Origin of the sequence: Phocaeicola plebeius (assembly GCF_003437535.1) — a bacterium.
Taxonomy (GTDB): domain Bacteria; phylum Bacteroidota; class Bacteroidia; order Bacteroidales; family Bacteroidaceae; genus Phocaeicola; species Phocaeicola plebeius_A.
Genome location: NZ_QSQT01000042.1, coordinates 1 through 24743, shown reverse-complemented (window position 1 = coordinate 24743; position 24743 = coordinate 1). Strand labels below are relative to the sequence as shown.

Below are 24743 nucleotides of genomic sequence, written 5' to 3'. Positions count from 1 at the left end.
TTTTTACGCATGTTACTAAATAAATTGTGTCAACTTATTTAGTACACTACATTTTATTTCAAACGCAAGTGCGTTTTCCGAAGGCACAAAAATGAGCTCACTTTTGAATGAATATAAAGGATTTTTACTACTTTTGGACACCCTTAGGAATATTAATCAAATCAAAATGTAATATTATTCATGAAAGAGACACAAGAAAAACCGACGGGACTGCCCGAAAACGCATTCCGTCCGCTCAAACCGGGAGAGAAATACGAACCCCTCATGTCTCCCGGAAAAACGTATCCTGAAGTTAACTTCTGGTCAGTGACATGGGGACTCGTCATGGCCGTTATATTCTCGGCTGCCGCTGCCTATCTGGGACTGAAAGTGGGCCAGGTGTTCGAAGCAGCCATTCCAATTGCCATCATCGCTGTGGGTATTTCCAGCGCCACCAAACGCAAAGGCGCACTGGGTGAAAACGTCATGATTCAGTCCATCGGTGCCTGCTCAGGCGTTATCGTGGCGGGTGCCATCTTTACCCTGCCGGCCCTCTACATCCTGCAGGAAAAATATCCGGAAATGACGGTCAACTTCATGCAGATGTTCATCAGCTCCTTGCTGGGTGGTGTGCTGGGCATCCTGTTCCTGATTCCCTTCCGTAAATATTTCGTAAAAGACAAGCACGGCGAATATCCTTTCCCGGAAGCTACGGCCAGTACCCAGGTGCTCGTGTCGGGTGAAAAGGGAGGCGACCAGGCCAAACCGCTGCTCATGGCCGGACTGGTGGGCGGTCTTTATGACTTCATCGTGGGAACCTTCGGCTGGTGGAACGAGAACTTCACAAGCCGCATCTGCGGATGGGGAGAGACCATTGCCGACAAGTTCAAACTGGTATTCAAGATTAACACGGGAGCTGCCGTACTGGGACTCGGTTACATCGTCGGACTGAAATATGCGGCCATCATCTGTGCCGGCTCACTGGCCGTATGGTGGATTATCGTACCGGGCATTTCCTTGTTCTGGGGCGACCAAGTGCTGAATGCCTGGAATCCGGACATCACGACAGCCGTAAGAGATATGTCACCCGAACTTATCTTCAAGGAATATGCCAAGAGCATCGGTATCGGAGGTATCGCCATGGCCGGCATCATCGGTATCGTGCGTTCATGGGGCATCATCAAGAGTGCAGTCAGCCTGGCTGCCAGTGAAATGAAGGGCAAAAAGGCCGAAGAAAACGTGGAACGTACTCAGAAGGATTTGTCCATGAAAATCATCGCCTTCGGTTCGCTGTTCACCCTGCTGCTCGTGGTACTCTTCTTCTATTTCGATGTAATGCAAGGCAACATCCTACATACCGTGGTAGCCATTCTGCTGGTAGCAGGAATCTCCTTCCTGTTTACCACCGTAGCAGCCAATGCCATCGCCATTGTAGGAACGAACCCGGTATCGGGCATGACGCTGATGACCTTGATTCTGGCCTCTGTCATCATGGTGGCAGTAGGACTGAAAGGTGCCACGGGTATGGTGGCCTCACTGGTAATGGGTGGTGTGGTCTGCACCGCATTGTCCATGGCCGGCGGTTTCATTACCGACCTGAAAATCGGTTACTGGCTGGGTAGCACACCCAAGAAGCAGGAAAGTTGGAAATTCCTCGGCACACTGGTTTCCGCAGCTACTGTAGGCGGTGTGATTATGGTGCTGAATGATTCTTACGGATTCACCAGCGGACAACTGGCTGCTCCGCAGGCCAATGCCATGGCGGCTGTCATCGACCCGCTGATGAACGGTGTAGGTGCTCCGTGGCTGCTCTACGGCATCGGTGCTGCACTGGCATTGGTACTGACGTTCTGCAAGGTACCTGCCCTGGCCTTCGCACTGGGTATGTTCATTCCATTGGAACTGAACCTTCCGTTGCTGGTGGGTGGTGCCATCAACTGGTACGTGACTTCACGCAGCAAGGACGAAGCTGTCAACAACGCACGTGGTGAGAAAGGTACGCTGCTGGCATCCGGATTCATTGCCGGAGGTGCCCTGATGGGTGTAGTGAGTGCCATCATGCGCTACTGCGACATCAATCTTATCCACGAAGAATGGCTGGCTAACCCGATGAGCGAACTGGTGTCACTGGTAGCTTATCTGCTGCTGATTACTTACCTGGTAAAAGCCAGCATGAAACTGAAAAAATAATCTCTAATATATCACACACATGAAAACACTGCTACTAATGGGCCTGCTACTTATGTCGGGCACGCTCTTCGCACAACAGCCGATTGAAATGAAGGTATGGCCCAACGGTGCCCCTAATGACAACGGCATCACAGAAGAAAAAAATGGAGATACCGATTCTCCAAGTTATACAAAAGAAGCCATTCTCTACGTCTATCCGGCTAAAAAAGGGAACGGAATGGCCATCGTAGCCTGTCCGGGAGGAGGATACTCACATCTGGCCATGGCCCACGAAGGGAAAAGCATGGCCGACTGGTTCAACAGCCAGGGCATTACGTATGCCGTGCTCCGCTACCGCATGCCCAACGGACACAATGAAGTGCCTCTGAGCGATTCACAGCAGGCTCTGCGCATCATGCGCCAGCACGCTCAGGAATGGAATGTAAAAAAACTGGGCATCATGGGTTCTTCAGCCGGAGGACATCTGGCCAGCACCACCGCCACCCATTTCACCGATGCGGAAACTCGCCCGGATTTCCAGATTCTTTTCTACCCGGTCATCACCATGGACCCTGCTTACACTCACATGGGTTCTCACGACAACCTGCTGGGAAAAAATCCCTCAAAGGAACTGGAACAGAAATATTCCAATGAATTGCAGGTTACTCCGCAAACACCCCCTGCCTTCATTCTGCACAGCAGCGATGACACGGTAGTACCGGTGGCCAACAGCGTGAACTACTACACAGCCCTCGTCAAGAACAACGTTCCTGCCAGCCTGCACACTTACCCGGTGGGAGGACACGGCTGGGGATACCGCGACAGCTTCCCCTACAAACGCCAATGGACGGGTGAGCTGGAGAAATGGCTGCGCGAAATCAACAAATAAATTGCGCAACTCTTTGTAGAACAAAAGAAAAGTTGTACCTTTGCACCCGCTAATACGGGTTATTAGCATAATTCAAATCATTTACATTAAAAAACTAAATTAAAAAATGGCAACTAAAATCAGATTGCAAAGAAACGGACGCAAAGGATATGCGTTCTATTCAATTGTTATTGCAGATGCAAGAGCACCACGTGATGGTAGATTTACTGAAAAAATTGGTACTTACAATCCGAACACCAATCCTGCCACAGTAGATTTGAATTTTGAACGTGCATTACACTGGGTAATGGTAGGTGCACAGCCTACTGACACAGTACGCAACATCTTGTCTCGCGAAGGTGTTTACATGAAGAAACACTTGCTGGGCGGTGTAGCTAAAGGCGCATTCGATGAAGCACAGGCTGAAGCTAAATTCAACGCTTGGAAAGAAAACAAACAGTCAGGTCTGGCTGCTTTGAAGGCTAAGGAAGAAGAAGCTAAGAAAGCTGAAGCTAAAGCACGTCTGGAAGCTGAAAAGAAAGTAAACGAAGAAATCGCTAAGAAGGTAGCTGAAAAGAAAGCTGCTGAAGCTGCTGCTAAGGCTGAAGCTGAAGCTGCTGCAAACGCAGAAGAAGCTCCTGCTGCTGAAGAAGCTCCTGCTGAAGCTTAATTCTTCTTTCAGAAAAAGACAAACAAAAGACTGTCCTTGCAAAAGGATGGTCTTTTTTTGTGCAGAAATGTCGTATCTTTGCATCTCACCTAACTAATACCTGCCTTTTATGCATACCAAATACACCAATGGAGAAATATGGAAAGTGGCCTACCCTATCCTGATCAGTCTGATTATGGAACAACTTATCGGTATGACCGATACGGCTTTCATGGGACGTGTGGGCGAAGTGGAACTAGGGGCCTCGGCCATTGCCGGAGTGTATTATCTGGCCATCTTCATGTTAGGATTCGGCTTCAGCATCGGCTCGCAGATATTGATTGCCCGTCGCAACGGAGAAGGTAACTTCCGGATGATTGGTTCCATCTTTTATCAGGGGATTTACTTCCTGCTGGCCATGGCACTGCTCATGTTTACCCTGTCCCGGCTGTTCTCTCCCTGGATATTGTCGCACGTGGTGGCATCCCCGCGCATCTGTGAGGCGGCGGTGAGCTACATCAACTGGCGCGTATTCGGATTCTTCTTCTCGTTTGTGGCCATTATGTTCCGGGCGTTCTTCGTGGGCACCACACAAACCAAGACACTCACGCTCAACTCCATCGTCATGGTGACGTCGAATGTGGTATTCAATTATATACTGGTATTCGGAAAGCTGGGATTTCCGGCATTAGGTATTGCCGGAGCAGCCATCGGTTCTTCACTGGCAGAACTGGTGTCCATGCTCTTTTTCATTATCTACACCACGCGGAAAGTAGACTGCGCCAAATACGGACTGAACCAACTGGTAAGTTTCCGATGGACGGAACTGAAACGCATCATGGGTGTATCACTGTGGACCATGATACAGAATGCGGTCTCCATCAGTACCTGGTTCTTGTTCTTTATCTTTATTGAGCATTTGGGCGAACGCTCACTGGCCATCACCAACATTGTACGTAACGTATCAAGTATCCCGTTCATGACCATCACAGCCTTTGCCTCCACCTGCAGTTCCCTGGTCAGCAACCTGATTGGCAGCAGAGAAGCCCGCTATGTCATGCCCACCATCCGGCAGCACGTACAGCTCTGCACCTGCATTGTCTGGCCCGTTATTCTGCTGATAGCCTGTCTGCCTACGTATGTGCTCCACATCTATACCGACATGCCCGATCTGGTAGAAGCTGCCGTCCCAACCCTCTGGGTACTCTGCTCCAGCTACCTCTTCCAATGTGCCGGATTCATTTTCTTCCAGTCCGTATCCGGCACGGGTGACACCCGCTCTGCCTTCCTGCTGGAGATAGTAGCCCTGACCTGCTACCTGATCTTCATCGTCACGGTCATCCTTCTTTTGAAAATGGATGTAGCCGTATGCTGGTTTGCCGAACACGTATATGCCGGAGCCATCGGCCTGCTGAGCTATCTCTATCTGAAAAAGGGAAGCTGGCAAAGGAAACAAATTTAAGGATATAAAAAAGGCAGGAGAGCGGTTCACTTTCCTGCCTTTTTCTATGTTTATATCTTATGTCTTCCTTAGAACTCACTGGTAAAATGGAACTTGATGTGCTTGAAGTCCATCTGTGCCATCTGAAGCACATAACCGCTATCGGCCAGGAACACATCGCGTCCGTCACGGTCTTTCGCCATATACTGATACTTACGTTTCTTGAAAGCTTCCAGTTCAGCCGGATCATCGCTTTCAATCCAGCAGGCTTTATACAAGCTCAACGGTTCCCAGCGACACTTCGCATTGTATTCGTTCTCCAAACGATACTGAATTACCTCAAACTGCAACTGGCCTACCGTACCGATAATCTTGCGTCCGTTGAACTGGTTGACAAACAGCTGTGCCACACCTTCGTCCATCAGCTGGTCGATACCCTTATTCAACTGCTTGGTCTTCATCGGATCGGCATTCTCGATGTACTTGAACATTTCCGGAGAGAAGCTCGGCAATCCCTTGAAGTGCAGCAGTTCACCTTCAGTCAGCGTATCACCAATCTTGAACGTACCGTTATCCGGCAAACCGATAATATCGCCAGCCCAAGCCTCATCTACTGTAGTCTTGCGCTGTGCCATGAACTGCGTGGGTGAAGAAAAGCGCATGGTCTTGTTATGACGCACGTGCAGATACGGCGTGTTACGAGTAAACTTACCAGAACATACCTTACAGAAGGCTACACACGAACGGTGGTTCGGGTCGATGTTGGCCGTAATCTTGAACACAAAGCCGGTAAACTTAGGTTCTTCAGGCTGCACCTCGCGTTCTTCTGCCTGTACCGGACGCGGACTTGGCGCAATTTCCACAAAACAATCGAGCAATTCCTGCACACCGAAGTTGTTCAAAGCCGAACCAAAGAACACCGGAGCCAATTCTCCTTTCAGGTAATCATCTACGTTGAATTCCGGATATACTCCGTCAATCAGTTCCAGCTCACTGCGCAACTTTTCAGCCAGCGGTGTACCGATATGGTTGTCCAAATCCTCTGTATGGATGTCTACTTCCACCTTCTCCGTCACCACCTGCTTGGAAGGCTGAAAAAGGTTCAGTTTCTGCTCGTAGATGTTATACACCCCCTTGAAACGTGGACCACTCTCAATCGGCCACGTCAGCGGGCGCACGTTGATAACCAGTTCTTCCTCCAGTTCATCCAGCAAATCGAACGGGTCTTTAGCCTCACGGTCCATCTTGTTGACGAAGATAATCACCGGCGTGTTACGCATACGGCAGACTTCCATCAGCTTACGAGTCTGTGTTTCCACACCCTTCGCTCCGTCCACCACGATGATTACACTGTCCACTGCCGTCAAGGTACGATACGTATCTTCGGCAAAATCCTGGTGACCCGGTGTATCGAGGATATTAATCTTATAGTCATGGTAGTCAAATTCCATCACGGAGGTAGTGACCGAGATACCACGCTGCTTTTCGATGTCCATCCAGTCGGACGTGGCGGTTTTCTTTATCTTGTTTGATTTCACGGCTCCGGCCACCTGAATCTGTCCACCGAAAAGCAACAGCTTTTCCGTCAACGAGGTCTTACCGGCATCCGGATGCGCGATAATCGCAAATGTTCGTCTTCTTGCTATTTCCTGATTTGCCATATTTATTGTTTTAATTTTTCAATACATTCTGCCAGACTGTCCATCCAGTAAGGCACTTCCACGCCATAGGTTTTCTTCAGCTTGGTCTTGTCGAGCACAGAATAGTGCGGACGACAGGCTTTCGTAGGATAGTCCTCTGTGTGAAGCGGAGACACATGGCAAGTGGTGATACCTGCCAAGCGATGGATAGCCTTGGTAAAATCATACCAGGAGCAGACTCCTTCGTTGCTGAAATGATAAACACCCGGCACGATACCCTTCTCCAGAGCTACAAAAATGGCCTGAGCCAAATCGCGTGCATAGGTCGGCGTACCAATCTGGTCGAAGATAACTCCCAGCGTTTCTTTCTCCTGCCCCAAGCGAATCATGGTCTTTACGAAATTGTTGCCAAACGTAGAATACAGCCATGCCGTACGAATCACCATCGTATTAGGACACTGCTTCAACGCTTCCTGCTCACCAGCCAGCTTGGTAGAGCCATATACGGAATTCGGACACGGTGTATCTTCTTCCTTATAAGGAATATGTGCTGTGCCGTCGAACACATAATCCGTAGACACCTGCACCAGCCAGCCGTTACGGCTCTGTGCTGCCTTGGCCAGATAGCCCGGAGCCACATGATTCAGTTTGTCGCAGAGCTCCACGTTGTCCTCTGCCTTGTCGACTGCCGTATAAGCCGCACAGTTCACAATCACATCAATCTGATGAGTCGAAACGAAATCCATTACTGCCTGCTCGTCGCAGATGTCCAGTTCTGCCACGTCAGTAAAGAAATACTCAAAATTCTTGTGTTCTTCTGCCAGCAGACGCATTTCATTACCCAACTGTCCGTTGGCTCCCGTCACTAATATCTTTTTCATTTTCTGTGATGTTTTAATCCAGTTCCAAATCACCTTCCTTATCCTTAATATAATATCCGGCCAGCATCGCCAGCAAATCACTGATGGCCTTCACTGCCTTCATGGTTTCTTCACTGATTTCCTTCTTCTGCAGCTTCAGCATCAGCACCCCATACATGGCATCGAAGCAAGTTTCCAGTTCAGGCACGTCCTTGTCGCCACCCTTGGCACGCAGTTCCACAATAAAAGGAAGCACCTTGTAATACGCCGCACTGTAATACGGGAATTTAGGCGAACGCAACAAACGCAGGTGCAGGTCGGTCAGCCAGACAATGATGTTCTTGTTAATCTGCACGTGTCCCTTTTCCAGCACTCCCTCCTGCTGCATCATGTTAATCAAGTCTTCATACCAGCGGGCCAGTTCCTTCTTCTGCTCGTCGGTAGCCGGATAAGGCTCGATGATATTCTTGCGGATGCGTTCCATGTCGCAGCCGTTAGCACGAATCAAGTCCTCCACCTGCCACATATACAGCAGGTATTCGGCGATATTCTTTTTTTTAAGTTGTTGAGAAATATACATATCCTATCAAGAAAAAGATTTGCCGGCAATGGCCAGGACGATTCCCACCACCGCCGCTATCATGACCACGACACCGATGATGCGATTGAGCACCCAGATGCCGCGCAAATTAAATCGTGAACGTACTTTATTGACAAAATAAGTAATGCTGAACCACCAGCCCAATGCGCCCAGGATAATGGCCAAATAGCCCACTAACTGAAATCCGATGGGACTGCCCGGCATGACAAACGAAAAACGGGCAAACAGACCGATGAACAGGAAAATAATCAAGGGATTGGACAGGGTAACAAAAAATGCCGTTACGAAATTGTGCAGATACGTTCCGCGCGTACCTGAAGACGGACGAAGTGACTTCACCGGATTACTGCGGAAGGTATAGATACCAAAAGCCAGCAACATGATGCTGCCCACCACCTGAAGAAAAATATGATGCTTCAGGATGAGTTCGTCCATGAAACTCATTCCGTATCCCGTAATCAACGCATAGCAAATATCACTTAATGCCGCCCCGACTCCTGTCACGAAACCAAACCAGCGCCCTTTGTTCAACGTACGCTGAATACAGAGCACACCGACCGGTCCCAAAGGAGCAGACACGACAATGCCGATAATCAATCCCTTCAGCAACAAATCAAGTATAGTAACCTGTTCAATCCAATTCATACTGCAAAGATGCTACTTTTTTACGAAAGTACCTACATTTTTATACGATTATCATTAAGAGCATGTCTGAAAAAACAACAATTTAAGAAACCCTAAAGAGATAACAGGAAGACATTTCTACATTTTTTACGTCTCCCGGCACAAAAACGTATGTTTCCCTGTCGGGAAACGTAGGGTTCCGCCATGAGAAACATACGTTTCCAGTCAGGGAAACATAAAACAGGCAAGCCCGCTCTTTCCTCAATAAAGAGAGGTTTGCGAATTTCTATCACACAAAGAGTACAGCCAGAATGCCCAGCCCTACCGCCACAATGGTAGAAATCAGTCCTGGCATCATGAAAGAATGGTTCAGCACGTATTTTCCGATACGGGTGGTACCTGTGGTATCAAAATTGATGGCTGCCACCACCGTCGGATAGTTCGGGATGAAAAAATACCCGTTGACTGCCGGAAAGAGGGCAATCAGCATATAGGGTGAAATACCCAGCGCCATACCCAAAGGGAGCAAGGCACGGATGGTTGCCGCCTGACTGAACAGCAGGATGGACATGACAAAAAGCGCAATACCGAAAAGCCACGGCATATCGGTCACCAGACCGAATATATTTTCCTTGATGACGGCAATGTTGCCCGAGATAAAGGTATCGCCCATCCACGCAATACCGAAAATAGCCACTACTGCCTGCATACCCGCATTAAAGACCGAACTTTTGGCGGCCTTCATCCCACTGGTGCCGGTCAGCAACAGAATCAGTGCAGCTACCGACAGCATGAGCACTTCAATGATGTGCGCCATCTGCATCACCACTACCCCCTCAGAGGTTTGGAATGACGGACGAAGACTATCGATGGAGCCAAACAGCACGATGCCGACCGTGGCACCTAAAAACAGCAGTACGGAGGTCAGCGCCTTGCCAGGATTAGCCACTTCAGCTGTACAATAATTGGCACCCGACAGTTCGCCCGACTTCAAGCGTGCCTGATATACAGGATCATCTTTCAGCTCCTTGCCTACCCGCATGGAATAAATCGCACCGGCCAGTACACCCACCAAGGTGCAGGGAATGGAAATCTTCAAAATATCAAACAAGGTAATGTCATATCCGGCCAACATACTCAGCAGGGCTACCGTAGCCGCAGAAATAGGACTGGCAGTAATAGCCTGCTGGGAAGCAATGACAGCAATCCCCATCGGACGTTCCGGACGAATGCCCGTTTCACGAGCCACTTCGGCAATGACCGGAAGTACGGAATAGGCCACATGCCCCGTTCCGGCAAAGAAGGTAAAAAGGTAAGTCACCAGCGGACTCAACAGCGTGATGCGCTGAGGATGGCGACGCAAGATTTTCTCCGCCCATTTCACCATCAAATCCAGCCCTCCGGCAGCCTGCATGCAACCGGCAGCTGCAATCACTGCCACAATCATCAGCATCACATCAATAGGGGGAGTGGTGGGTTCAAGACCAAAGACAAAAGTAAGTACGGCCAGTCCCAAGCCCCCAAAGACTCCCAGACCGATGCCGCCTACACGCGCTCCGACAATAATTGCCAGTAACACAAACAGTAATTGTAACCACATAAACAAAAAGAGTTTTTTAATTTAAGGCGCAAAGATAGGCATATTCTGTGATAACTTTTATTTTTCTTCGTAATTCCGAGGATTTTCTCTACCTTTGTACCACTTTTAAAGCGCATTGAATATTCATTATAACATACAAGTGCTATGATTCTATTTTTCAGAACACCCACAAACAGTGTGATTGCCACGGAATGCAATCAGGAACTGAATGCTGAAGACGTCAAGAAACTATGCTGGCTGTACAGCGATGCCACTGTGGAAAACGAAGACAACCTGAAAGGATGGTTCATCGGCCCACGCCGTGAAATGATTACTCCATGGAGTACAAATGCGGTTGAAATCACCCAGAACATGGGTCTCAACGGTATCCGTCGTATCGAGGAATACTTCCCGGTGAAAGATGAAAACGCCGACCACGACCCGATGTTGCAACGTATGTACCACGGACTGGATCAGGAAATTTTCACGGTAGACATCAAACCGCAGCCTATCATATACATCGAAAACCTGGAAGAATACAACGAAAAGGAAGGTCTGGCGCTGTCACGCGAAGAAATGGACTACCTGATGAAGGTGGAAAAGGACCTGGGCCGCAAACTGACTGACTCGGAAGTATTCGGTTTCGCACAGATTAACTCTGAACACTGCCGCCACAAAATTTTCGGTGGTACATTCATCATCGACGGACAGGAAATGGAGTCTTCTCTGTTCCAGATGATCAAGAAAACTACACAGGAAAATCCTAACAAAATTATCTCGGCTTACAAAGACAACGTAGCCTTTGCCGAAGGTCCGGTGGTAGAACAATTCGCTCCGGCCGATCACTCTACTTCTGATTACTTCATTATTAAAGATATTAAGACCGTTATCTCACTGAAAGCGGAAACTCACAACTTCCCGACTACCGTAGAACCGTTCAACGGTGCGTCTACCGGTACAGGTGGTGAAATCCGCGACCGTATGGGGGGTGGTAAAGGTTCATGGCCGATTGCCGGAACTGCCGTGTACATGACTTCTTATCCGCGTACGGACGAAGGACGTGACTGGGAAAACATTCTGCCGGTGCGCAAATGGTTGTACCAGACTCCGGAACAGATTCTGATCAAGGCATCAAACGGTGCTTCTGACTTTGGTAACAAGTTCGGACAGCCGCTGATTTGTGGTTCTGTTCTGACTTTCGAACACGAAGAAAACAACGAAAAATATGCCTACGACAAGGTTATCATGCTGGCAGGTGGTGTGGGTTACGGCACACAGCGCGACTGCTTGAAGGGTAGCCCCGAAGCAGGAAACAAGGTCGTAGTTATGGGTGGTGACAACTACCGCATCGGTCTGGGTGGTGGTTCCGTTTCTTCTGTAGAAACAGGACGTTACTCTTCTGGTATCGAGCTGAACGCTATCCAGCGTGCCAATGCAGAAATGCAGAAACGTGCTTACAACGTGGTACGTGCATTGTGCGAAGAAGACGAAAACCCAATTGTATCTATCCACGACCACGGTTCTGCCGGACACGTAAACTGTCTGTCTGAGCTGGTGGAAGACTGCGGTGGTCTGATTCACATGGACAAGTTGCCTATCGGCGATGAAACACTTTCTGCCAAGGAAATCATCGCCAACGAATCACAGGAACGTATGGGCTTGCTGATTGACGAAAAAGCCATCGAACATGTACACAAGATTGCAGAACGCGAACGTGCACCGATGTACGTGGTAGGTGAAACTACCGGCGACCATCGTTTTGCCTTCGAACAGGCTGACGGCGTACGTCCGTTCGACCTGGCCGTAGACCAGATGTTCGGCTCTTCTCCGAAAACTTATATGGTGGACAAGACTGTAGAACGTCACTATGAAAACGTTTCTTACGATGTCACCAAACTGAATGAATATTTGCGCCGCGTACTGCAGCTGGAAGCTGTAGCCTGCAAGGATTGGTTGACCAACAAAGTAGACCGCTCCGTAACAGGTAAGATTGCCCGCCAGCAGTGTCAGGGTGAATTGCAGTTGCCGTTGAGCGATTGTGGTGTGGTTGCCCTCGACTACCGTGGTGAAAAAGGTATCGCTACTGCACTGGGACATGCTCCGCAGGCTGCCTTGGCTAATCCGGAAGCAGGTTCTGTTCTATCCGTATCCGAAGCACTGACTAACCTGGTATGGGCTCCGCTGGCAGAAGGAATGGACAGCATTTCATTATCAGCCAACTGGATGTGGCCTTGTCGTGCACAGGAAGGTGAAGACGCCCGTCTGTACAAAGCAGTGAAAGCATTGTCAGACTTCTGCTGCGAACTGCAAATTAACGTGCCAACCGGTAAGGACTCTCTGTCAATGACACAGAAATATCCGAACGGCGAAAAAATTATCAGCCCGGGAACCGTTATCGTTTCTGCCGGCGGTGAAGTTTCCGACATCAAGAAAGTGGTTTCTCCGGTCATGGTCAACAAACCGAAATCTACCTTCTATCATATTGACTTCAGCTTCGACCAGCTCCGTCTGGGTGGTTCTGCTTTCGCACAGTCACTCAACAAGGTGGGCGATGACGTGCCGACTGTACAGAATCCGGAATACTTCCGCGATGCATTCCTGGCTGTTCAGGAACTAGTGAACAAAGGCTTGATTCTGGCCGGACACGATATTTCTGCCGGTGGTTTGATTACTACCCTTTTGGAAATGTGCTTTGCCAATACAGAAGGCGGTATGGAAATCAACCTCGACAAGATTAAGTGCGATGACATCGTGAAGATTCTGTTCGCCGAAAATCCGGGTGTAGTTATCCAGGTAGCCGACAAGCACAAGGCAGAAGTCAAGAAGATTCTGGAAGATGCAGGTGTAGGTTACGTGAAGATTGGTGTGCCGACCGAAGAACGTCACATCCTGGCAACTCTGCACGATGCAACTTACCAGTTCGGTATCGACTACTTGCGTGATGTATGGTATTCTACTTCTTACCTGCTCGACCGCAAGCAGAGCATGAACGGCTGTGCCAAGAAACGTTTCGAAAACTACAAGCAGCAACCGCTGGAATTTGTATTCGACAAGTCATTCACCGGTAAACTGTCGCAGTTCGGTCTCGATCCGAACCGTCGCACACCAAGCGGCATCAAAGCAGCCATCATCCGTGAAAAGGGAACTAACGGTGAACGTGAAATGGCTTACATGCTGTATCTGGCAGGCTTCGACGTGAAAGACGTAACAATGACCGACCTGATTAGCGGACGTGAAACACTGGAAGACATCAACATGGTAGTTTACTGCGGTGGATTCTCTAACTCCGACGTACTGGGTTCTGCCAAAGGATGGGCCGGAAGCTTCCTGTTCAACCCAAAAGCAAAAGCTGCCCTCGACAACTTCTACGCTCGTGAAGACACATTGTCACTGGGTGTCTGCAACGGCTGCCAGCTGATGATGGAACTGGGACTGATTACTCCGGAAGACAAGAAGAAAGGCAAGATGCTGCATAACGACTCGCATAAGTTTGAATCCAACTTCCTGGGTGTAACCGTACCGATGAACCGCAGCGTGATGTTCGGTTCACTGAGCGGCTCTAAACTGGGTATTTGGGTAGCTCACGGAGAAGGTAAGTTCTCATTGCCTTATCCAGAAGACCACTACAACGTAGTGCTGAAATATTCATACGATGAATATCCAGGCAACCCGAACGGTTCTGACTACAGCGTAGCCGGTATCGCCAGCCAGGACGGACGTCATCTGGCCATGATGCCTCATCTGGAACGTGCTTGCTTCCCATGGGAAAACGCATACTATCCGCTTGACCGCAAAGAAGAAGACCAGATCACTCCGTGGATGGAAGCCTTCGTTAATGCTCGTAAGTGGGTGGAAGCCAACCGTAAAAAATAATCCAGTACGACCGGAACACGATACAAAGTGGAGGTGCACCTCAAGCGCACCTCCACTTTTTTTATCTTTTCTTCCGCACAAAGTCCGGGATTTCCTTCCCTACATCTGAATGGATTCCTTTATTCATTCCATAAAAAAACGGTACACAAATCTGACTGTTCAGATTTATGCACCGCCTGTATTCGAAGTCCCCTTACACGGATTTTCGTATCATATTCCCGCTTCGTTCGACTCTTATTGAAAAAGTTCCTTCAATTTCTCAGCCAAAGCCTCACCTCGCAAATTTTCACCAACCATCACACCGTCTGCATTAATCAGATACATTGTAGGTACAAATTTCACCTTATAGAGTGCAGCGACTCCTGTTTCATCTAGGAAGTTCGGCCAGGGAAGTCCCTCTTCTTTCAAAGCTTTCTCCCAGTCAGCCTTCTTTTGATCGATAGAGATACTTACAATCTCAAAACCTTTTTCACTATATTGTGCATACAGCTTCTTCAGGTTCGGAATCTCTTTCCGACACGGGTTACACCAGGAAGCCCAAAAATCAATCAATACATATTTTTTTCCTTGTCGCAATGTGGAAAGGGCTACTTCCTTTCCTGATTTATCTTTAACCTTGAAATCGGGTACCACCGTACCTTCTTTACCTGCCGGATAAAGTTCTTCTTTTACCTTCTGCCCGTAGTACGACTCCTTGGCAGCAGAAGACAATGCTTCATACCAAGGTTTCATATCTTCACTCAAATAGCTGGTAAACGAAATCATCATCAATGGCCCCCAGAATGAATCCTTGTTTGCCATGACTACCTGATGATACAGTGAATCTACAGTACCAAAAAAGACTTTATCAGCTTCAGCCCTGGCTTTTCCATCCGCACTCTGCCGAAGCTCCTTAATTTTCGCCTGATCCTTTGATTTATAAGCAGCCATCATCAAGCTGTCAAAAGCAGCAAATTTACGGGCATTAAGTGCATACAATGAATCCAGGTAGGTACGCGCAGAAAGTAATGAGTCGTAGCGCGCACTCAGCGGAGAACCCTTTACCGACAAAGAAGACAGATTATAGGAAACTCCCCCGTCAGATTCCTTCTTGGCCACCAGCTTTCCCGTAACCTCCATCTGGGCATTTTCCAACATAAGATTACGTGAACCATACGCATCTTTCACCAATAAATGAAAAGCTCTCGGCTCTTCCATTTTTCCTGTAAACACAAATTGCCCGTTAACTACCGTCGTATCGGCAAAAGGCTGTTCACTGTCATGGCTTACCGGTACCAACTGCACATGCGTGCCGTCGGGCAAGCCTTCAATATTACCTTTCAACACATAGCCATCTACTTTCGGCTGACTGCCGCATGACAGCATCATCAAACCTAAAATGGCTAAACCAGAGATTTTCTTCATTTTCATAATAATGTTTATTTAGATACATTTTGTTCTATCGATCCGTTTCCAGGATTATTAAGAGCTCCTGCCGGGAAAGGCATGGTCCATAAATGAGACGTCGGACTCAAACTATATTCCTTCCCCTCATAAGTTTTGATTAAAGTACTAGCATACGTACCTTCCAGATTAAAACGACGGGCGTCTGCAAAAGGAACAATAGAGAATATCAACTCATTATCTTTGGTACGACGAATCAGAGAAAGAGCCTCCTCCAGTGTAGCAGCTGTAGCCGGCTGATACTTATCAGGACGAATACGGGTTATCCGCACGGAATTCAGAGTATTCATAGATTCAGCATAATCATTGTTCTGAGCTAACCGAGCCTGGCATTCCGCTTTAATAAGATACGCTTCACAAGTTGTCAAACCGCCATGATTGAAGAAGCCAGACTCCAAAGCCTTGTAATATGTATCATTATTGTCTACCTTCAATTTCCAGCGTGAAAGGAAACGAGCATCTCCTTCTTCAAAACGTTCAGCTCTTTCTACCGGTATGTTGTATTCATAACTATCAAAGTTTGACTGTACTCCATAACGCAAATAATAATTTTCCACGTAATCATATTGCATAGGGGTAACAATTTTGTCATAATTGTCCGGATCATCAATTGCCGCCTGATGTTCCTCATAAAATGCATTCCAGTCAAAAAGCTGATTATTCTGTTCCAATGCCAGGTTCGCATAGCGCAAAGCCTCGTCATAATTCTGCATCTGCAAGTACACACGAGCCAACAAAGCATAAGCAGCTCCCAAATTCGGATGAATAGCCGTCATGGATTGTGCTGGAATTCCCATCTCAATGGCTTCTTTCGTATCCTGTATGATAAAATCATACATTTCCTGAATAGAAACCTGCGTATAAGGAGCATCAATATCCGCACTGGCAATAAGAGGTACACTACGCTTCTCTGCTGCCGTAGCCTTGTCATACGTATCGGCATAATAATTAACCAGCACATCGTAACAAAGTGCACGTATCACTTTTGCATACGCCATCACTTCCTTTCGCTCTGCATCTGTAGCTTCTGTAGCTGTAGGTGCATTTGCGATAATCAGATTACAACTGGAAATAGCTCCATAAAGTACATAATAAGTCCCTTCATCCGCATTATTCAGCATAATACGGTCAGCCGATTCATCCCACATATAATTGGCCTGGCTCAAGCTCGGAGTATTCACCTTCGCATTTGTCAGATATACATCATTCAACAAATACAAGGCATTTTCTACAGGCGTTCTGCTGATGGTATACTGATCACGCAATAAAGCTTCAAAATCCGCCAAAGTCGTAGGTATCTTATTACCTTTCGGTGCAATATTCAGGTAATCATTACATGAGCTGCATAAAAAGCATGCCAATGTAATACAGAAATATATAATTCTATTCATAAGTTTCATATTACAAAAATCGAGGTTAAAAATTCAGATAAACGCCACACAGATAATTAGGTTTCGTATATCCACCAAGCAAATACTTGGCATTACTGCTCTTGGCTACCATAAATACATTTTCCATACCCAGCATGATACGTGCATTCTTCAAATATAGTTTATGACACACACTGGCAGGTATACGGTATGTCAATGACAAATTTCTTAGACGCCAGTTAGTAGCATCAATCACGTTAATGGACGAATTGGCATACATGCTTTGGTAGTTATAGTTGTACAATTCACTCTCAGATGAAATATAGCGCGGCACATCTGTGTAAGCCTCATCGCCCGGTTCACGCCAACGATTCTCAATGTCTTTACTCACTACTCCCATACCAGAAGAGATAAAAGCTACATTGGTATTACGCATCTTATGTCCTCCTTCAAACAAGAACTGAGCAGCCAGTTCCCAGTTCTTCCAACGCAAATTCGTATTAATAGAACCATTGTAAACCGGTACGGTAGTTCCCAAATAAACCAAATCTTCAATCTCAGGAGGAGTCATATCGGTGTATAGATTTCCTTTGGCATCGTACACCTGAGGAGTTCCCGTTTCACTCAGTCCGGCCCACTGGTATCCGTAAATCGCATTGTACGGATTTCCCACACGAGGATAAGCCGTCGGATAATCAATTACCAAATACGACACAGGAGCTTCTACATTAATATAAGTTACCTTATTCTTATTGTAGCCCAGCACACCGCTGATATTCCAATTCCAGTCGTTATTCCGAATTACATCTCCTGACAAGGTCAATTCAAATCCCTGATTCGTCATTTTCCCATTGTTTATAGAGTAGGTGCTATATCCCCATCCTTCTGTAGGAACTCCGTTCGTGTTAGCCAGCAAGTCTGTACCTCGTTTGTTATAATATTCAATAGAACCATTCAATCGATTTCCCAACAAGGCAAAATCCACTCCCACATTCAATGTAGTGGTCTTTTCCCAACGCAAGTTCGGATTTGGACGACTTGAAATAGTTCCCTGGATACCTCCTACCTGATTATTGTTGCTGTAGTAAGCAATCATATAAGGAGCAGAGTTCTTAGCAATATTACCTCCAATACCATAGCTTGCACGCAGTTTCAGCATATTTACCCACGATACATGGAAAAACTTTTCCCGATCCACATTCCATCCAGCTCCTACTGACCAAATAGGACGTTTCTGATATTTGGAACCTGTAGAAAACAGATTGGTTTTATCCCAGCGAATACTACCGCTTACCATATATTTTCCATCGTATGTATAAGCTGCGTTACTATACACAGACACATAGCGGTTAATCAGTTCACGGATATAAGCAAAATTCTGCTGTCCGAATGATGCATATCCCCATTGTCCACGGAAATTACTCAACGCTCCCGCATCAATCAAGCTATACGTAAGCAACTGAGGGTCATAATTATAAAGCGTACGATCATTATATTCCAGCTTATTTTCCCGTGTTTCAGTACCTAAAATCATAGTTACATCATGTACATCCGCAAATGTTTTATTGAAATCCAACTGCTGACGGAAATTATATGCATGTGTCGTATTGGAAGAAGTGAAAAAGATATTTCCATACGGCAAGGCAAAAGTGGATGTCCCATCATTATTGGAAGTAGAGAATGTATTCACTTTATTACGTACTTCGTAAGAGTCCTTGCTTTTCAGTTGTTCAGTCTTATATTCCGCATATTCATACTGAAAAGAAGCTGTATACTTCAGCCAGTCGGTAAATTTGAATGTCAAACGAGCAAATGTTCGGTTACTGAAATCACGGTTCTTAGTCTGGTTCATCTTTATTTCATCCAAAGGAGTAATATCCAGATTGTACAATCCGTTGTTATGCAGCAAATTCAAATTGTACAAGCTATAACGCTCCTCTTCTGTATTGGTGTAATACGTACCGTCACCATTTACCAGCCCGTTGTACGGCATATAAGTATATCCTGGTGAGAAAAGGTTAAATGACTGCGTAGTACCTTTCCCATAGTTCAAATATGTACCTACATCCAAGGTAAGCCAGGAAGTCATCTTCGTAGAATTCTGCAAATTGATGCCAATGGTTCTATTCTCTGAATACTTATCCTCCAGCTGATTGTTACGATAAGAAACAGACGCATTAAAAGTGTTCTTTTCGGTACCTTTACCAATATTCAGATTATATTGCTGTGAAAAAGGATTACGCTTACCGTATTTTTCTATATCCCGATAATACCGATAACCTTGTGAAGCCAAATTCGTCAGATTACTCTCCATCTGATCACGAGAGATGTGTCCCGCATAATAATTCAAGATATTCCGTATGCCAAGTGAAGAATAAGACATATTATCCAGCACCGTCTGGGCATAGCTTTGTACATTATCCCCACTCAAATGCGGATTCTGTCGGGCCCATTCACGCTCCAGCTCTACCATAGTAGAAGACCCGGCCAGATATTTGTCTGCATACGTGTCGTACGGCTGTACTGTAAGAGTGGCCGAGAAAGAAACATTCAGTTCATCTTTCTTAGCCCGTTTGGTAGTAATCACCACTACTCCATTCGCTGCACGTGCTCCATAAATAGAAGTAGCTGCAGCATCCTTTAAGACAGTGATGCTTTCTATATCTTCCATATTCAAATCGGGCACACTCTCAATCCAGTTTCCATAACCGTCGTTCGTAGTCTTTTCCACAGGAAATCCGTCAATCACATACAACGGAGTAGTCAATCCATTCATGGACGTAACTCCACGAATCTTGCCATCACTGTATCCTGCCACACGTCCTTCGAGCATAGAACCCATATCGCTCAAACGCTGTGTTTCCAATTTCTTGGCATCTACTTTTGAAAATGCCCCTGTGGCACGCTCTTTTGAAATAGTCTGATAACCTGTCACTACTACCTCGTCAAGCAGTTCTGTAGAAGGTTGAAGAGCAATGTAATAATCATTAGTTGCCGTCAGCTTAATGCGTTGAGATGTATATCCCAAATAAGAAGCCTCAATTTCCTTCGTGCCATACGGAAGTGTCAAAGTGAAATGCCCTTGTATATCCGTAATGACCGCTGCAATTGATCCTTTAGGGTCATCATTCACCTGTTTGACATGAGCTGCAGGAAGTGGTTCCTTGTTTTCATCTACTACAATGCCATGAATGGTACGGTTTCTCTGAGCATAAGCTGGAGAGACAGACAAGACCAACATAGCACACAGTAGCAAAAATTCCATTTTGAGCCGAATGTCGTGCAATACGTTTTTTTCCATACTTACATCTTTTTTAGAGGTTATAGACTTATGTCCTCAGACATTTTTACGATTCTCTCATTGCAAAAATGTAAAAAAAAGATATAACTTTAACAATAAAGACGTATCCAAGTTCGACAATTGTTACATTAGGACAACATTTTGTTATAAAAAGGCAGTATCATGCATTCTTATGCATAGACATTACCTTGTTACGGTATTGCTTGGGAGGAACTCCTACCGTGTTCTGGAATATTTTGTAAAACGTACTCATTGAATTAAACCCGACTTCTGCCGCTACAGCCTTAAGGGGAAGATCTGTTTCCGGATCACTCAATAAGCGAATAGCTTCATTAATTCGATAATTATTGATATATTGAGTAAAATTCTGTTGAGTTTGTTCATTGATGACTTGTGACAAATAAGTCCGGTTAGTACCTAATAAATCAGCCACCCGTTCCTTCGTCAAAAAATTCTCTTTATACACCGCATCTTCCTGCATAAGCTTTTCCAGACGCTGAAACAATGAATTCTTCTTCTCATTTGTCAGTGAAGAAGCAGCGTATTTTTCACTCATTGGAGACGATGCAGAAACACTCTCCTGTTGTGCTCGCAGTGAAGTAATGACTTCTCTTAACTGCTGTTCTTTTCGAATAGCTTCCTGATGCTGACAAACGATACGGGTATACAACTGATTTTGCCGTTTATAACGATACCACAAAGCAAACACTACCAGCAAAATAATGACCAAAGTACCCATTAAAGCCTGCTCCTTCTTTTCCTTTTGCAGCAAAGCCAGCTTACCCTTTTTAATCTCATTTGCCTGATGCTCCGTATCATATTTAATACGAAGTTCACTCAAGACTTTTTCTTTATCAGTATTAAAAATACTATCAGTTTCCTGCTGAAGCTTACGTTGCCAGGTCAATGCCTCCACATATTGACCCATATTCTCATAACAAGCCGATAAAGTGGTTATCACTTTATTACGATGAATTTCACAATTTTCCTCCTTAGTAAACGATAAAGCCTGAAAGAGCAAATCTATAGCTTCCTTGTTTCTCCCTTCTTCCGCCAGGGCTTTGGCATATTCATTCAACAACAATACCTTATAGGAGGTCTGATTAATATCATTTAAAGACAATCCCTTTTTATAATATTCTACGGCCTGCTCCCGATTGCCTTTTGCAAACTCAATCATCCCATAAATAGCATATACATTTCCTTGATTATAATATTCATTCTGCTTCATTATAAATTCAGCTTCTTGTATATAAGGTAAAGCCTTATCATATTCATGAAGCAAATAATACATATAAGAAGCATTTAACGCTCCTATAAAAATAAGGTAAGCAGAATTTAATTGATGCCCTAACTCATAAATCTGTAAAGAATAAGTAAGTCCAGTAGGGTCATCTTTCAAATAATAGATACTGGAAATATTACCAAGCAAAATAGCTTCCAGTTCTTGATACTGACATCGATGCGTAGCTTCTATCCCTTCAAAAAAATAATGTAATGCTGAATAGTAATCCCTATGAATATTGCTGGCATAAAGTCCCATTCCATTATATATAGAACATAAAGCAGAATCATTCTTCTCACTTTCGGCCAATAGTTTAGCTTGCCCAAGATGATTTATTGCAGTACTATCTCCCAACATAATATATGCCTGCCCCAATCCAATATGTGCATAAAGAATACCAAACTTATAATCTTGCTTTTCATATCCTATCTTAAACAGTCTTTCCCCATATTCTATGGCTTTATGATAATCGGCCTTATGCAAATAAAGAAAACATAATTCTTTCAAGGCTCTCATATCTTCAGGATTGCGCTTCAATATCTGTTCCTGCTGCTGAATGGCAGGAAGAATCGTTTCTTGTGCAGGAATCCGAACTTGTATTCCAATAATCAAAAAAATAATTAGTATGTATTTTAGTTTCAAATTCATCCAGTTATTCTCTCTCCTAATATAACACTTTTATCACACAAAGACATATTTCAGTTCATTTTGACACCCTACAAATAATTATAAAATCTTTTTGCAGTATTTATCTCTCTGTTTTATTCCATGCAAACTTACAGAAAATCTTTCTTTTTATACCCATATCAGCAGAAAAAATCAAGGCAAATACCCCAATGACTCTTTTACACTTCCCTCTTGAGTTGGATATAAAAACATTTAAGGAACAGAAACAAACGACTTTACCATAAAGATTTTTATTGCAAAAAGAGGAAGTATTCTTTCATCCCCTTTATTTATGTCAAAAAAGAATGCATTTATGTTGGATTTTGTAAATATAAACCGTACTTTTGCTTGCGTAGCTAAAAAGAACATTCAAAAAACTTATAAAATAAGATAACCATGAAAGAAATAGACTGGTCGAATCTGTCTTTCGGATACATGCGGACAGATTACAATGTACGTTGCTACTATCGCGACGGAAAATGGGGAGAACTCGAACTCTGTTCAGAAGAAACATTGAACATTCACATGGCTGCCACTTGTCTGCACTACGGACAGGAGGCTTTCGAAGGACTGAAAGCTTATCGCGGAAAAGATGGTAAAATCCGTATCTTCCGTCCTGAAGCTAATGCAGAACGTCTGCAAAGCACTTGCCGGGGTATCCTGATGCCAGAACTTCCGACTGAAAAATTCTGTGAAGCTGTGAAGAAGGTAGTAAAGGCCAACGAACGCTTCATTCCTCCATACGAAAGTGGTGCTTCTCTTTACATCCGTCCGCTGCTGATTGGTACAGGTGCACAAGTAGGTGTACATCCTGCCAGCGAATACATGTTTGTAGTATTCGTTACTCCGGTAGGCCCGTACTTCAAAGGTGGATTTGCCACTAACCCATACGTAATTATCCGCCAGTACGACCGTGCAGCACCACTTGGAACCGGTACGTTTAAAGTAGGTGGTAACTACGCTGCCAGCCTCCGCGCCAATAAAATGGCACACGATGCAGGGTATGCTAGTGAATTCTATCTGGATGCAAAAGAAAAGAAATACATCGACGAATGTGGTGCAGCCAACTTCTTTGGTATCAAGAACAACACCTACGTTACTCCGCTGTCTACCTCTATCCTGCCCTCTATCACCAACCGCAGCCTGATGCAGCTGGCTGAAGACATGGGAATGAAAGTAGAACGCCGTCCGATTCCGGAAGAAGAACTGACGACCTTCGAAGAAGCAGGAGCTTGCGGTACAGCAGCCGTAATCAGCCCTATCGGCCGAATTGATGACCTGGAAAACCAGAAATCATACGTTATTGCAAAAGACGGCAAACCAGGCCCTATCAGCGAAAAACTATACAACAAGCTGCGTGGTATCCAGTACGGTGACGAAGCTGATCCATACGGATGGGTAACTGTATTAGACTAATAATTATCCTTTTTACCATAAAAAAGTCCGAAGCAAAACACGTTTCGGACTTTTTTTATAATATACAACTTCTGACATAGACTATCTCTTCTCAAACGAACGGAAAAAGCGTAATAACTCTCCATTCGCCCGATTATCGATTTCCGTCTCTCGCATCTCTTCAAATAAATTCAGGGTAGAAGAACATTCCCCACAAATATCAATACCTATGACCCGCTCTTGCCGAAACACAACGGCCAACAACTGCTCCAGTTCTGATAAAGTCAGTGAACCTTGATCCCAGTTGGTTATCGCAGAAGAAGGGTCCAGCACATCCTTGTCGATAGAAATATAGACAGGTTCACTCACATGCTCAGAGGCAAACGCTTTCCAGCCTGCTTCCTGATCCAAAGAAGATTCACTATAAAAATGAATACGGTCGCCATATTCCTTTGGGACTTCCTGCAGCAAACGGTCTGAAGCACCGGCTATAATTACCTTCTTACAATTCGCATTCGTATCAAGCACATCTTTTACCCAGCTTCCACACGACAAGATATGCTCAAACAAAGGAGGCTGCATGTCAGGATGATGATCAAACACCAGTAAAGCAAATGGAGTAGCCAGCTTGTCAGTCCAGAATTTCGTCACATAATGATAGTTTCCTGAATCTATAAAATGAATTCCCTGCGGAGAATAATCTGCTATCATGCGCTGCAAGGCAGAAGCACCTTCTTCATCACAATAACATTCAGTTCCATTCAAATGCTGGCAGTCCAGCCACACAAACTGACAATTCCGGGCAAAAGACTCATAATTGTAGACTCCTGTAAAATTCATCACAACCACCGGCCTCGAATTCCGGCTAAATACTGCTTGAGATTGATGATTCATATACTTTCCTCCCATTCTTCAAAATACGCCTTAAAAACGAGGAAAAGAGACTGAGGGTCAACGTAATAATCTGAGGGGTAAATCCGATAAATTTATATCTTTGCCG

The 24743-nt window shown here is 45.4% G+C and carries 16 protein-coding genes; 6 read left to right on the top strand and 10 right to left on the bottom strand.

Features of this window, described 5'->3' with window-relative positions:
* The first annotated feature begins 180 nt into the window (after positions 1-180).
* From DXD04_RS15240 to DXD04_RS15225, 4 genes are all read left to right on the top strand, one after another.
* Positions 181-2169: an OPT family oligopeptide transporter gene (locus tag DXD04_RS15240; RefSeq protein WP_117674033.1), complete on the top strand. Its 1989-nt coding sequence runs from the start codon at positions 181-183 to the stop codon at positions 2167-2169.
* A 19-nt stretch (positions 2170-2188) separates the two neighbouring features.
* Positions 2189-3037, top strand: a complete 849-nt coding sequence (locus tag DXD04_RS15235; protein WP_117674032.1) for an alpha/beta hydrolase — start codon at positions 2189-2191, stop codon at positions 3035-3037.
* A 106-nt stretch (positions 3038-3143) separates the two neighbouring features.
* A complete protein-coding gene (locus tag DXD04_RS15230) occupies positions 3144-3686 on the top strand; it encodes a 30S ribosomal protein S16 (protein ID WP_007563517.1) in 543 nt (180 codons plus the stop codon).
* 109 nt (positions 3687-3795) lie between these two features.
* Positions 3796-5127 carry an MATE family efflux transporter gene (locus DXD04_RS15225; RefSeq protein ID WP_117674031.1) on the top strand — a complete coding sequence of 444 codons (1332 nt, stop codon included), beginning with the start codon at positions 3796-3798 and terminating at the stop codon, positions 5125-5127.
* A 68-nt stretch (positions 5128-5195) separates the two neighbouring features.
* On the opposite strand, the gene DXD04_RS15220 is transcribed toward DXD04_RS15225, so the two are convergent.
* From DXD04_RS15220 to DXD04_RS15200, 5 genes are all read right to left on the bottom strand, one after another.
* The gene (locus DXD04_RS15220) at positions 5196-6767 is read right to left on the bottom strand and encodes a peptide chain release factor 3 (protein WP_007563501.1); all 1572 of its coding nucleotides are present in this window, start codon (positions 6765-6767) and stop codon (positions 5196-5198) included.
* Positions 6768-6769: 2 nt separating this feature from the next.
* Positions 6770-7627: a dTDP-4-dehydrorhamnose reductase gene (gene rfbD / locus DXD04_RS15215; protein WP_117674030.1), complete on the bottom strand. Its 858-nt coding sequence runs from the start codon at positions 7625-7627 to the stop codon at positions 6770-6772.
* Between the two features lie 13 nt (positions 7628-7640).
* A complete protein-coding gene (locus tag DXD04_RS15210; RefSeq protein ID WP_007563497.1) occupies positions 7641-8186 on the bottom strand; it encodes a DUF4924 family protein in 546 nt (181 codons plus the stop codon).
* A gap of 6 nt (positions 8187-8192) precedes the next feature.
* On the bottom strand, positions 8193-8852 hold the full coding sequence (locus DXD04_RS15205) for a LysE family translocator (protein WP_007563496.1): 660 nt from the start codon (positions 8850-8852) through the stop codon (positions 8193-8195).
* Between the two features lie 268 nt (positions 8853-9120).
* Positions 9121-10431 carry an anaerobic C4-dicarboxylate transporter family protein gene (locus DXD04_RS15200; protein WP_117674029.1) on the bottom strand — a complete coding sequence of 437 codons (1311 nt, stop codon included), beginning with the start codon at positions 10429-10431 and terminating at the stop codon, positions 9121-9123.
* Positions 10432-10575: 144 nt separating this feature from the next.
* Between DXD04_RS15200 and purL the strand changes: the two genes are divergently transcribed.
* Positions 10576-14283, top strand: a complete 3708-nt coding sequence (purL, locus tag DXD04_RS15195) for a phosphoribosylformylglycinamidine synthase (RefSeq protein WP_117674028.1) — start codon at positions 10576-10578, stop codon at positions 14281-14283.
* A gap of 234 nt (positions 14284-14517) precedes the next feature.
* Here purL and DXD04_RS15190 read toward each other — a convergent pair whose 3' ends face one another.
* The 4 genes from DXD04_RS15190 to DXD04_RS15175 all read right to left on the bottom strand — a co-directional run bounded on the left by DXD04_RS15190 (position 14518) and on the right by DXD04_RS15175 (position 22330).
* Positions 14518-15693, bottom strand: coding sequence for a TlpA disulfide reductase family protein (locus DXD04_RS15190; RefSeq protein ID WP_117674027.1), 1176 nt, complete (start codon positions 15691-15693; stop codon positions 14518-14520).
* 8 nt (positions 15694-15701) lie between these two features.
* Complete coding sequence (locus tag DXD04_RS15185; RefSeq protein ID WP_117674035.1) at positions 15702-17117, bottom strand: RagB/SusD family nutrient uptake outer membrane protein; 1416 nt, start codon at positions 17115-17117, stop codon at positions 15702-15704.
* Between the two features lie 25 nt (positions 17118-17142).
* Positions 17143-20397: a SusC/RagA family TonB-linked outer membrane protein gene (locus DXD04_RS15180; protein WP_259299573.1), complete on the bottom strand. Its 3255-nt coding sequence runs from the start codon at positions 20395-20397 to the stop codon at positions 17143-17145.
* A 160-nt stretch (positions 20398-20557) separates the two neighbouring features.
* Positions 20558-22330: an AraC family transcriptional regulator gene (locus DXD04_RS15175; RefSeq protein WP_117674025.1), complete on the bottom strand. Its 1773-nt coding sequence runs from the start codon at positions 22328-22330 to the stop codon at positions 20558-20560.
* A gap of 414 nt (positions 22331-22744) precedes the next feature.
* Between DXD04_RS15175 and DXD04_RS15170 the strand changes: the two genes are divergently transcribed.
* A complete protein-coding gene (locus DXD04_RS15170) occupies positions 22745-23764 on the top strand; it encodes a branched-chain amino acid aminotransferase (protein ID WP_117674024.1) in 1020 nt (339 codons plus the stop codon).
* A gap of 81 nt (positions 23765-23845) precedes the next feature.
* Here the strand turns inward: DXD04_RS15170 and DXD04_RS15165 are convergent, their stop codons facing one another.
* Positions 23846-24637, bottom strand: coding sequence for an arginase family protein (locus tag DXD04_RS15165; protein WP_117674034.1), 792 nt, complete (start codon positions 24635-24637; stop codon positions 23846-23848).
* Between the last annotated feature and the right edge of the window lie 106 nt (positions 24638-24743).

Excerpts from the sequence above, each read along its gene's own strand:
- DXD04_RS15235 (WP_117674032.1), top strand. The coding sequence starts at position 2,189 with ATGAAAACACTGCTACTAATGGGCCTGCTACTTATGTCGGGCACGCTC.
- DXD04_RS15190 (WP_117674027.1), bottom strand. The coding sequence starts at position 15,693 with ATGAAAATGAAGAAAATCTCTGGTTTAGCCATTTTAGGTTTGATGATG.
- purL (WP_117674028.1), top strand. The coding sequence starts at position 10,576 with ATGATTCTATTTTTCAGAACACCCACAAACAGTGTGATTGCCACGGAA.
- DXD04_RS15225 (WP_117674031.1), top strand. The coding sequence starts at position 3,796 with ATGCATACCAAATACACCAATGGAGAAATATGGAAAGTGGCCTACCCT.
- DXD04_RS15220 (WP_007563501.1), bottom strand. The coding sequence starts at position 6,767 with ATGGCAAATCAGGAAATAGCAAGAAGACGAACATTTGCGATTATCGCG.
- DXD04_RS15230 (WP_007563517.1), top strand. The coding sequence starts at position 3,144 with ATGGCAACTAAAATCAGATTGCAAAGAAACGGACGCAAAGGATATGCG.
- DXD04_RS15200 (WP_117674029.1), bottom strand. The coding sequence starts at position 10,431 with ATGTGGTTACAATTACTGTTTGTGTTACTGGCAATTATTGTCGGAGCG.
- DXD04_RS15180 (WP_259299573.1), bottom strand. The coding sequence starts at position 20,397 with ATGGAAAAAAACGTATTGCACGACATTCGGCTCAAAATGGAATTTTTG.
- DXD04_RS15175 (WP_117674025.1), bottom strand. The coding sequence starts at position 22,330 with ATGAATTTGAAACTAAAATACATACTAATTATTTTTTTGATTATTGGA.
- DXD04_RS15205 (WP_007563496.1), bottom strand. The coding sequence starts at position 8,852 with ATGAATTGGATTGAACAGGTTACTATACTTGATTTGTTGCTGAAGGGA.
- rfbD (WP_117674030.1), bottom strand. The coding sequence starts at position 7,627 with ATGAAAAAGATATTAGTGACGGGAGCCAACGGACAGTTGGGTAATGAA.
- DXD04_RS15210 (WP_007563497.1), bottom strand. The coding sequence starts at position 8,186 with ATGTATATTTCTCAACAACTTAAAAAAAAGAATATCGCCGAATACCTG.
- DXD04_RS15165 (WP_117674034.1), bottom strand. The coding sequence starts at position 24,637 with ATGAATCATCAATCTCAAGCAGTATTTAGCCGGAATTCGAGGCCGGTG.
- DXD04_RS15170 (WP_117674024.1), top strand. The coding sequence starts at position 22,745 with ATGAAAGAAATAGACTGGTCGAATCTGTCTTTCGGATACATGCGGACA.
- DXD04_RS15185 (WP_117674035.1), bottom strand. The coding sequence starts at position 17,117 with ATGAATAGAATTATATATTTCTGTATTACATTGGCATGCTTTTTATGC.
- DXD04_RS15240 (WP_117674033.1), top strand. The coding sequence starts at position 181 with ATGAAAGAGACACAAGAAAAACCGACGGGACTGCCCGAAAACGCATTC.